This is a genomic window from Bradymonas sediminis, from assembly GCF_003258315.1.
Taxonomy (GTDB): Bacteria; Myxococcota_A; Bradymonadia; order Bradymonadales; family Bradymonadaceae; genus Bradymonas; species Bradymonas sediminis.
On the sequence record NZ_CP030032.1, the window covers coordinates 1 to 9,943 of the forward strand.

8 protein-coding genes are annotated in these 9,943 nt (G+C 62.9%); 4 read left to right on the forward strand and 4 right to left on the reverse strand.

Features of this window, described 5'->3' with window-relative positions; all coding sequences use genetic code 11:
* Positions 1-19 precede the first annotated feature (19 nt).
* Entirely contained in the window at positions 20-1,507 is a 1,488-nt protein-coding gene (dnaA, locus tag DN745_RS00005; RefSeq protein ID WP_162687354.1) for a chromosomal replication initiator protein DnaA, read from the forward strand.
* A 287-nt stretch (positions 1,508-1,794) separates the two neighbouring features.
* Positions 1,795-2,943 (forward strand): PEGA domain-containing protein, encoded by a 1,149-nt coding sequence (locus DN745_RS00010; RefSeq protein WP_162687355.1) that lies wholly within the window; start codon positions 1,795-1,797, stop codon positions 2,941-2,943.
* A gap of 15 nt (positions 2,944-2,958) precedes the next feature.
* On the opposite strand, the gene DN745_RS00015 is transcribed toward DN745_RS00010, so the two are convergent.
* Positions 2,959-3,780, reverse strand: coding sequence for a class II glutamine amidotransferase (locus DN745_RS00015; RefSeq protein WP_111330998.1), 822 nt, complete (start codon positions 3,778-3,780; stop codon positions 2,959-2,961).
* 168 nt (positions 3,781-3,948) lie between these two features.
* Here DN745_RS00015 and DN745_RS00020 point away from each other — a divergent pair, with 168 nt between their 5' ends.
* Positions 3,949-4,329, forward strand: coding sequence for a hypothetical protein (locus DN745_RS00020; protein ID WP_111330999.1), 381 nt, complete (start codon positions 3,949-3,951; stop codon positions 4,327-4,329).
* A gap of 80 nt (positions 4,330-4,409) precedes the next feature.
* Positions 4,410-5,165 (forward strand): acireductone synthase, encoded by a 756-nt coding sequence (gene mtnC / locus DN745_RS00025; protein ID WP_162687356.1) that lies wholly within the window; start codon positions 4,410-4,412, stop codon positions 5,163-5,165.
* A 95-nt stretch (positions 5,166-5,260) separates the two neighbouring features.
* Here mtnC and DN745_RS00030 read toward each other — a convergent pair whose 3' ends face one another.
* The 3 genes from DN745_RS00030 to DN745_RS00040 all read right to left on the reverse strand — a co-directional run bounded on the left by DN745_RS00030 (position 5,261) and on the right by DN745_RS00040 (position 9,894).
* Positions 5,261-6,832, reverse strand: a complete 1,572-nt coding sequence (locus tag DN745_RS00030; protein WP_111331003.1) for a lamin tail domain-containing protein — start codon at positions 6,830-6,832, stop codon at positions 5,261-5,263.
* A gap of 202 nt (positions 6,833-7,034) precedes the next feature.
* Positions 7,035-7,547, reverse strand: a complete 513-nt coding sequence (locus tag DN745_RS00035) for a hypothetical protein (protein WP_111331004.1) — start codon at positions 7,545-7,547, stop codon at positions 7,035-7,037.
* A 181-nt stretch (positions 7,548-7,728) separates the two neighbouring features.
* Positions 7,729-9,894: a lamin tail domain-containing protein gene (locus DN745_RS00040; protein ID WP_111331006.1), complete on the reverse strand. Its 2,166-nt coding sequence runs from the start codon at positions 9,892-9,894 to the stop codon at positions 7,729-7,731.
* Positions 9,895-9,943: the final 49 nt, after the last annotated feature.

The following is a 9,943-nucleotide window of genomic DNA, read 5'->3' on the forward strand; positions in this document are numbered from 1 at the left end:
CTCTTACTGGCCCTCATCTATGTCGGAAATCTGGCAAGCTGCGTTATGCGATCTTAAAGAAAAAACGAGTTCGCATAACTATGAATCCTGGTTCCAAAATATTAAGTGTCGCCGCCGTGAAGGGCGACAATTCTTTTTGGAAGTGCGCGATGAATTTCAGAAGGCCTGGGTAGAAGAAAACTACCTGGACCTGATCGAAGATTCGCTCGTGACGGTGACTGGCGCCAGCGTGGAGATCACGCTGGACGCGGAGTCGACCTACGCGAGCAAGGCGCAGCACGACGATGTGGGCGGGGCGTTTCAGATCGACGTGGAGGACGAGCCGGTGGCGGCGCGCATGGCGCGGATGCCCGAGGAGATGGGGCGGGTGCAGATGCCGGCGATGAGCTGGGATGCGCCGGCTGCGCCGGAGGCCTTCGGGGATCTGGCCGACTTCGACGCGACCCAGCCGGCGCCCAAGGCGTTCGAGGAGCGTCTGGTCGAAGCCGGTCTCAATCCGCGCCACGACTTTGAGGAATTCGTCGTCGGCGGGTCGAACCAATTCGTGCACGCGGCCTGCTCGGCGGTGGCCGAGAACCCGGGTAAATCCTATAACCCGTTGTTCATCTTCGGCGGCGTCGGGCTCGGGAAGACCCACCTTTTGCACGCGGTGGGCATTGAGGCGATGAAGGCCAACCCCCAGGCGCGCGTGGTGACGATGTCGGCCGAGGAGTTCATGAATGAGCTCATCACGTCGCTTCGCCAGAAGAAGATGAACGCGTTTCGCACGCAATTTCGAAATAATTGCGACGTGCTGCTGATCGACGATATCCAATTTATCGCCGGCAAGGACTCGACCCAGGAAGAGTTCTTCCACACCTTCAACGCCCTTTATCACAGCGGCAAGCAGATCGTGGTGACGTCGGACAAGTTGCCGCGGGATTTGCCCGGGATTGAAGAGCGGCTGCGCAGCCGGTTTAGCTGGGGGCTTTGCGCCGATATCCAGCCGCCGGAGATGGAGACGCGCATCGCGATTCTGGAGAAGAAGGCCGAAGCCGACGGGATCGAGCTGAGCAAGGAGATGGCGATTTTGCTGGCGAGCTCGATTCGCAGCAACGTGCGTGAGCTTGAGGGCACGCTGATTCGCCTGGGCGCCCAGGCCAGCTTGTTGGGCCAGCCGATGTCGATGGAGTTGGCCCGCCAGATGCTCGACCGCATGGATATTGACCAGCGAAATCAGGTCAATACCCCGCGCATCATCGAGGTCGTGGCGCGCGAGTACGGCATTTCGCCCGTGGATATCCGCGGAAAACGCCGCACCCGCGCCATCAGCAAGCCGCGCCAATACGCCATGTACCTGGCGCGCAAGCACACCGACGACTCCTACCCGCGCCTGGGCGACGAGTTCGGCGGCAAGGACCACACGACCGTGCTGGCGGCCTTTAAGAAGATCGACGAGCTTATCGAGGCGAAGGACCCGGAGATGTGCTCCATCATCGACCGCCTCGAGAATCTACTGCTGGGATAAATTTCGATATATCGGGCTCCGATTGGCGCGCATCTATTTGGCGGCGATGGGTTTGAGGGAGAGCGCGGATCTTGGATCCGCGCTCTTTTTATTTGGCGCGCTTGGCTCGAGAGGTATTGGGGAAAATAGATGAATAAAGCGGCGCCGATTGACTCTAAGACAGGGCACCTCTGAAGGCGCTGGCCGCGGCGCATTAATTTGGCGAACGGCTCCCAGCGCGCTACACTCTCCTGCGACTGGCTTTTGCTATAAGTATTGAGGCATTAAAAATGGCACGGATTATAAGAATGAATCGAATTTGTACGCTCGTATTTCTCGCCGTCGCGCTGCTCGTCGTTTCGCCGGGCACGACCTGGGCCCAGTCGGAGGCGAAGGCCACGACGATGGCCGGCCTGAAGTTCGACTCGCACGGGATGAAGGCGAATTTGGACACCCGGCTGCGCGATGGGATCAAGGAGGTCTTTGGCGAGATTCCGTTGACGCTCGTTGATTTTAAGGATGTGAGCCGGGCGATTGATCCGGTGACGCAGGATTGTTTCACGGCGGATTGTCTTCAGAAGATCGGGCCCAAAGTCGGGGCACCGCTGGGGCTGAGCGTCGAGATCGACGGTGAGAATGAGATCTATGCGTGGACCTTCACCACCTGGGATCTCAAGGCTGGGCGAAAGATCCACTCGACCCAGGATACCTGTGAGTTATGCGGGGATCGCGAGTTGGCCCAGGCGTTCTCGGCGAGCCTGAAGGAGATGCTCGAGAACGGACCGCCCGCCGGCGGCGAGGAGCCCTTCGAGTTGGAGCCGGGCCAGGTGCTCATGCAGGTCAATGTGCTCCCGGAGCAAGCCGACATTTATTTTGACGGCGAGCTGGTCGGTCAGGGATATGTGGTGCTCGCGGTGGACACCGGAGAGCACGAGCTGCAGATTCGCATGGATGGGTACCGCGATATTCAGGAGCGCATCCTGATGAACGAGGATACGACCGGTCCGGTGCTCTTTCGCTATCATTTGACGAGCACGAACCCGGCCGTGGTGGAGGTTCCGCCGACGGTGGGGCCGATCGACCGACTCGGCGCCGACACGCGTTTCACGCTGGGGCTGGTGGGCGTTGGCGTGGGCGTGGTTGCGTTGGGGACGGGGATTTATCTGACCGCGATCGACGGCGAAGTTGCCTGTGACGCGGGCGTTCCGGCGGCGACGTGCCCGGATGTCTACGCGACCGCCGGCGGTGGGATGGTCATGGGCGTGTTGGGTACCGCGCTGTTGACCGGTGGTGTGACGCTGCTGAGCTGGGAGTTGCTCGCCGGGTCTTCGGAGCTCGAGGAGAATTTGGACCCCGACGCGCCCGAGACCGACGCGGCCCCGGCGGGGCCGTCGGTCTCGGTGTCGCCCGCGGTGGGCAGCAACGGCGGCGGGTTGGTGTTTCGCGGGTCCTTCTAAGGGGCGAAGGCCCGATTAGAATGGCAGCACCTGGGTCTGCCAGGTCGGGTCGACCCAGGTGATCGTCTGCGGCGCGAGTTCTCGCCAGTCGCCCTGGGTCGGCTGAAGGCCGCTGGCCAAAAACGCCGCCCGAAACTTCGGATGCTCGACGGTTTTGGGGCGGTGCCCGGCAAATAGAGGCTCTTCGGCCGGGTGCTTCATCCCCTTAAAGAGTCGCATATGCATGGCGGGGCCGGTGCGCGCCGCGATCAGAAATCGCTCGGTCGCGGCGACGATATTGAGGCCGAGTGACTCTTCGTCCTGCGATGCACGGTAGCGCTGGGCTTCGCTCAGCGTCTCGGCCAGGGCGCTCGCGATTAATTCGCCGTGAACGCCGCCCCGGGCCAGCGCCCCGTTTTCGCACATATGATGGTAGAACCTCAAAAAGAGCAGCTCCGCCGCCGTATTGCCGCGCACGCCGCGGCGCAGGTAATCGGGCGTTTCAGCCAGCATATCGCTGCGATAGCTTTCAAATTGGGGGATCTTTCCGGTCTGGGCGTACACCCATTTTCGAAAGCGGAAGGGTTGCAGGTCCAGGGAGTCGACGCCGCCGTTGGTGTTCTGGCTCATATGCCCGACCAGTGAGCGGGCGGACACGTCGGCCATCAGCCCGAGCATATCGACCGGGGCGCCGTGGTGCGGGTGCTTGCGCAGCAGGGTGCGGCTCTCCTGGATCCAGCCAAAACCGGTGGCCGCCCAGGGGGTCGCTTGTTCGGGCCAGGCTTCGCGGCGCACCGTGTTGACCGCGTGCGCGGTGAGGCTGCTATTGCTACAAATATATCCAAGTAATTGTGTCATGATTGGGCCTCTTTTTCGTGTGCAGTGGCATCGTCGGCGCTAAATCTTTTCGACTTTGTGCCTGCTTGTGATGCTCCCGAGACTGCTGTTAAAACGTATGCTTATCGGGGGACGCTTCAAGGGTCTATCTAGCACCCTGCGTGCTCATTTTGGCTGAGATTGGTGGTAATGTCCCGTTTTTTATCGTGTTTTTGCATATTGGGTTTCCTGGGCGTTGCCTGGGGCGCCGGGTGCTATCCCTATGGGGGAAGTCGCGCGGTCGGCGATGACGCGCGCCTGCTGCTTGAGCAAACTCAGGCGGCCTGCGATCGCCGCGACCCGGGGGCCTTTGAGATGCTCTGGGGGCGACTGGTCGCCGAGCACCCGGCGGTCGCCGCATCTGCCCAGGCCCAACGATTGGACGCTCGATGCCGCCAAGAACTTCAATCGGCGCCGCGCCTCGGTGACGTCGCCGCCGACGCCGGGGCGGTCGAAATTGGAGCCGATGCCATGGATTCGAATATCTCGCCCCGAGATGAGTTCGGTGAAGACGCTTTCACGCGCCCCTAGTATGTTAACAGGCGGGAGTCCCCCCGAGATTCCTTAAATTTCAGTATTTGTATCTTTCTATAGTCCCACTGGAGGTTTTTTTGAGCGAATCATTTCCTTATAAGGGCGTTCTTCTCGATATCGAGGGGACGACGACGCCGGTGACGTTTGTCTACGACGTTCTTTTTCCCTACGCGCGCCGCGCGATGCAGGGGTATCTGGAGGCGCATTGGGATGCGCCGGGTTTTCAGGAGTTGAAGCAGCAGATCCTGGCGAATATCGCCGAGATAAACGCCGGGGCGGCCGGCGAGGGCGCGCCCGAGGTGGATGCGGCGGCGTCGGGAGAGGCGCTGCGCGCCGCGGTCATGGAGCATTTGAAATGGCAGATGAGCAAGGACCAGAAAAACTCGCCGCTCAAGGCCCTGCAGGGGCGGATGTGGCGCGCCGGCTACGAGGATGGGGAGTTGAATGCGCCGGTGTACGCCGACGTCGTCGAGGCGCTGTCCGCCTGGCAGGCGCAGGGGACGCCGGTGTATATCTATTCGTCTGGCAGCGTTCCAGCCCAGATCCTGCTCTTTAAATATAGCGAGCACGGCGACCTTGGCGGGTATTTGTCGGGCTATTTCGACACCAAGACCGGCCCCAAAAAAGAAGCCGACAGCTATACGAAGATATGCGAAGAGGTCGGCGTTGAGCCGGCGGCGATGCTCTTTGTCACCGACAATATCGACGAGGCGAAGGCCGCCGATCGCGCGGGCCTGAAGGTCGCGGTGGCCAAGCGCCCCGGCAACGCTCCGATTGAGGTCGAGCATGGCTTCGATGTGATCGAGACCTTCGGGCCGATTTCGCCGGCATAAGCGCCCGCGATTGAGGGAATGCGCACGCAGAAGCCCCCGCACCATCGAGTGGTGCGGGGGCTTCTTTGAATCATCGACGGTTCAACCGTGACGCCTTAGTTGCAGGGCGTATTGGCGGCGCCCGGGGTGCCGAAGTCCGGGGTGGTGTCGGTCGGGTTGATCGGCTCGGTCGAGTTGCACCAGAGCGTGGCGTCACCGTGGTCAGCGAAGTCGTTCCCGCTGCCGAATTGCATCGCCGCGCCGGCCGTGACGGCGGGGTAGCCCGTGCCGCTGCCGTACTCGACGCGGTCGATCTCGACGTCGGGGTTGGTGCCGGCGCCGGGCATGGTCAAGATGACCTTATCGGCGCTGTTGGTGAGGGTGAACGAGCCCCATTGATAGTCCACGTTGACGCCGCCGTTGGTCGCCAGGTCGTCGTTCTTGCCGAAGACGAAATACTCGCCCGGGGCGACTTCGACCGGGGCCTCGGGGGTCACGCTAACGGTGAAGGAGCCGCTGCCCTTGTCGGTGACGACCAGGCCATTGATATGCAGCGTGCGACTGGTCGTATTATAGACCTCGAAATACTCGCCGTTGGCGTCGGTGACCGCGGCCGGGTCGGCCATGATCTCGGTGATGATGAGGTCGCCGGCGTTGACGCTATGGTCAGCGGTGAGGACGCAGGCTCCGGCTGAGCAGCTTTTGCCGTCGGCGCTGCAGTCGGTGCGGACCTCTTCGGCGGAGTAGTCGCAGGAGCCGTCGGCCACGACACAGACGCCGTCATTGGCGGTGTAGGTGACGGCGAAGTCGCCGTCGCAGGTCGCGGCAGGCGGCTGGTCGCAGGTCACGCCATCACACAGCGCCGCGGGGTCAACACATGCGCCGGCGTCGCAGATTTTACCGTCGGCGCTGCAATCGGTCTCGACCTTTTTGGCCGAGTAGTCGCAGGAGCCGTCGGTCTGCAGGCAGACGCCGGTATCATCGCTATAGGTCACGGCGGTGTCGCCGTCGCAGGAGGCCGCGGGGGCCGCGTCACAGGTCACGCCGTCGCACAGGTCGACGGCCTCATCGACGCATTCGCCCAATTGGCAGACCTTGCCATCGTCGGCGCAATCAACCGTGGTGGAGACGGCCGCGTAGTCGCAGGAGCCGTCGCTCTCGTCGCAGATGCCGGCGCCGCTATAGGTGATGAGGTTGGTGCCCTCGCAGGTGTCTTCTGGCTGGGCGCAGGCGCCGTCGCCGCAGAGTTCGACGGTTTCGCAGGCGCCGTTGTTGCAGACCATGCCGTCGTCGGCGCAGTCGATCGTGGTCGAGACGGCCGCGAAATCACAGGAGCCGTCGGCGTCGTCGCACACGCCCGCGCCGCTATAGGTGATGAGGTTGGTCGCGCCGACACAGGTCGGCTCGGGCTGGGCGCAGCTGTCGGCGTCGCACAGCGGCGCTGGTTTGCAGAAGCCTTCGATGCAGGTCTCGCCGCGGGCGGTGCAGTCGAGGCGGCGCTCGACGCCTGCGATGTCGCAGACGCCGGTCGACTCGATGCAGGTGCCGCCGCTGGCGTAGCTGACCGCAGTCTCGCCGTCGCAATAGGGCGCGGGGGTCTCGCAGGTGACGCCGGCGCACTCGTTTTTGGCCGAGCTATCGCCGCAGGCGCTGAGCCCGAAGAACGCGAACGCCGCCAAAATAGGCATTAATTTTTTCGAAGTTCTCAATCCAAATTGCGTCGCCATCAGGTATCTCTCCAGTTGAACAATAATGCGAAATATTGGGGGGCGCTTGTGCAACAGCCCATACTCGCGGTGACCATAGTGGGCATTGGGCGCTAAATCCAGTTGGATCGCGGGAATCGGGCTGGGCGCGTCCAGAGCGCGCGGCGCAGGGAGTCGCTTGCGCTCAGTCCCCCGGGCCGGCCGCCACGCATCGTCCGCCATCGCAGGTCTGGCCGCTTGCAGCGCAATCGGTGCGCGCCTCGACCGCCGAAAAATCGCAGCTCCCGTCGAGCTCGACGCAGCTGCCGTCGCCCGAATAACTGAGGGCGATATCGCCCTCGCAGGTGTCGGCGGGCCGGGGGCATTGGACGTTAAAGCACTGAGGGTGCTCTTCGGGTTGGCAGAATCCGCTCAGACATCCGTGTGTGCAATAATTCCGGCTGCTGACCGCCGTGAAATCGCAACTTCCCGTGCGCGGGTCGCAGACGCCGTTGCCCGAATAGGTCACCGCGAAGTCGCCGTCACAATGCTGCTCGGGCTGCTCGCACTCCTCCTTTTCGCAGAGGTCGACGGACTCCTTGGGAGGAGAGGGGTTATCGCTGGTATCGTCGCCGCAGGCGCTGAACCCCGTGACGGCGAGGGTGATGAGCAGCAGCAGGAAAGTCCTCGGTACTCTTCGTGCGAAATTTGCTGGCATTGTTGGTTCCTCGTGAAGGGTCGAATTGCCACAAAATTTTGCTGAAAAAACACGGTGGTTGAGAGCATGCGGAAGTTAAGCGCTTAAATCAAATCGCGGGTGACCTCCAAGATCGGCCCAAAAAAGCCCCCGCTCCGGGGCGGGGCGGGGGCTTCAAGTGCGGTATTAGGCGGGGGCTAGATCAGGGCTCGGCGACGATGACGCGTCCCTGGCCGATCGAGCTGCCGGTGCCGGTTTCCCCCATATAATGGGTGATGCCCGCGTCATTAAAGGTGTAGCGGAAGCCGCCGAAGCTTCCCGCTATGCCCGAGAAGCCCGGCGAGGTGAGCTTGGCTCCGCTGCTCGGATCAACCTCCGTCAGCTCGATGGCGCCGCCCGAGGAGACGGTCCACGTCACCGCGCTGCCCGTGCTGACGCAGATAGCAGCCGGGGAAATTCCCACCGCAGACACCTCGACCGCGTTGTCGGTCGACAGGTCGAGCGCGCCGGGCGCGGGGAAGTCGGCGGCGTCGCGGGGCAACAGTTTATAGTTGCCATGCGAGAAGTGCAGCACGCCGGCCAGCTCGCCGAAGGTGTCGCAGACGGTCGGCTTGCTGACGCCGGTGGCATAATCGAAGAGCTGGTCGTCGACCCGCAGGGTGGCGTCGACGCGGAACTCGCCGTAGTCGTTGTCCGGGCCGTCCGGGTTGGCGTGGGTGACGCCGGGCTTGGCGATCTTGACGAGCACGCCTTCCCATGGTTCTGCGGTCGCGGAGTCGGCGAAGACGCTCGAGGAGACAACTTCCGGCGACAGCGCGGCGCCGCTGGAGTTGACCGTGATCGTCGGGTTGTCGATGGTCGTGACGCCGTAGGTTTCGGTGTAGGTGCCCTCGATATTCACCACGTCGCCCACGCTCACGCCGCTGACGTCCACGCCGCTGACTTTCAGGTAGACGCCGGAATATTGGCCGCCGGCGGGGTCCTGGGCCCAGGCGTCGTTGGCGCTCACGAAGGTGATCGTGGCGTTCTCGACGCGCACGGGGGTGCCCGGGGCCGGATGATCGGTGCTGGAGTCGTCCTGCAGGTCCTGGATGGTCACCGTGGCGGTGGGGATGGCGCACTCGCCGTTGGCCGCGCCGGGGCTTCCCAGGTCGTCGTTGGTCGCGCTGATCTTCTCGCGCGAGTGGCACCAGAGGCTGCCGTCGTTATTGTCGATGGCGTCGAAGCCGTGCTCCGAGCCGAGCTGCGAGGACACACCGGCGGATTTCGACGGGAAGTCGGTGCCCGAGCCGTACTCGACCCGCGCGATCTCGACCTCGTCGGCGCTGTCCTTGTCGCGGAAGATCACGATCTCGTCGCCGCTATTGGCCAGCGTCATGTCGGTGCCCTGCACGAACGCATAGTCAACCGCGATGCCGCCGTTGAGCGCGGTGTCCGCGCTTGCGCCGAAGACGAAATAGCTCTGGGGGGCGACCGCGATAGGATCGCCGTCGGGATGGCTGACGACGAAGGCGTCGCCGTCGTTGTCGGCGATGGTCAGGCCGTTGAGGTGCAGGGTGCGGTTGGTGGTATTATAAACCTCAAAATACTCCCCGAAGTCATCGTCGACGGCGGTCGGGTCGGCGAGGAATTCGGTGATGAGCAGGTCGCCGGCGTTGACGCTGTGGTCGCCGCTTTCGGCCACGCACGCGCCGGCGTCGCAGATTTCGCCGGCTTCACAATCCGTGCGGGTTTCGACGCCCGAGTAGTCGCAGGTGAAGTCGCTGTCGTCGCAGACGCCGTCACCCGAGTAGGAGACCACGGTGTTGCCGTCGCAGGTGTCTTCCGGGGGGGCGCAGGTCACGTCGTCGCAGGACTCGGGCGGCTCCACCGAGACGCACGCGCCTTGCTGGCATTCCTGGCCGGAATCTTCGCAATTGGTCACCACCTTGACGCCCGTGAAGTCGCAGCTCTGGTCGATCGGGTCGCAGGTGCCCGCGCCGGTATAGGTGATGGCGGTGTTGCCCTCACAGGAGTCTGCGGGCGCCTCACAGGCGATATTTTCGCAGACATCCGTCACCGAGACACACGCGCCGTCGCGGCATTCTTGGGCGCTATCTTCGCAATTGGTGCGTTCTTCGACCGCCGAATAGTCGCAGGTGCCGTCTTCGTCGTTGCAGATGCCGACGTCGGTATAGGTGACGGCCGTGTTGCCGTCGCAGGTCGCCTCGGGCTGCGCGCAAGTGACGTCGGCGCATTTGTCTGCGTCGTTATTCTCGTCGGTATTTTTGTCGGCGTCGTCGCCACAGGCGCTCATGCCCATGAGCGCGATTGCTGCCAGCAGGGTAATCAGTCGTTTTGAGTGTCGTGTCCATAAATGCGTCATCATTAAAAACCCTCGGGGTGTGATGGGATTAAGACGTCGAAATCGGAGCTGC

Coding starts and splice junctions, on each gene's coding strand:
- DN745_RS00010 (WP_162687355.1), top strand. CDS start 1,795: ATGAATCGAATTTGTACGCTCGTATTTCTCGCCGTCGCGCTGCTCGTC.
- DN745_RS00015 (WP_111330998.1), bottom strand. CDS start 3,780: ATGACACAATTACTTGGATATATTTGTAGCAATAGCAGCCTCACCGCG.
- DN745_RS00020 (WP_111330999.1), top strand. CDS start 3,949: ATGTCCCGTTTTTTATCGTGTTTTTGCATATTGGGTTTCCTGGGCGTT.
- DN745_RS00030 (WP_111331003.1), bottom strand. CDS start 6,832: ATGCCTATTTTGGCGGCGTTCGCGTTCTTCGGGCTCAGCGCCTGCGGC.
- dnaA (WP_162687354.1), top strand. CDS start 20: ATGTCGGAAATCTGGCAAGCTGCGTTATGCGATCTTAAAGAAAAAACG.
- DN745_RS00040 (WP_111331006.1), bottom strand. CDS start 9,894: ATGATGACGCATTTATGGACACGACACTCAAAACGACTGATTACCCTG.
- DN745_RS00035 (WP_111331004.1), bottom strand. CDS start 7,547: ATGCCAGCAAATTTCGCACGAAGAGTACCGAGGACTTTCCTGCTGCTG.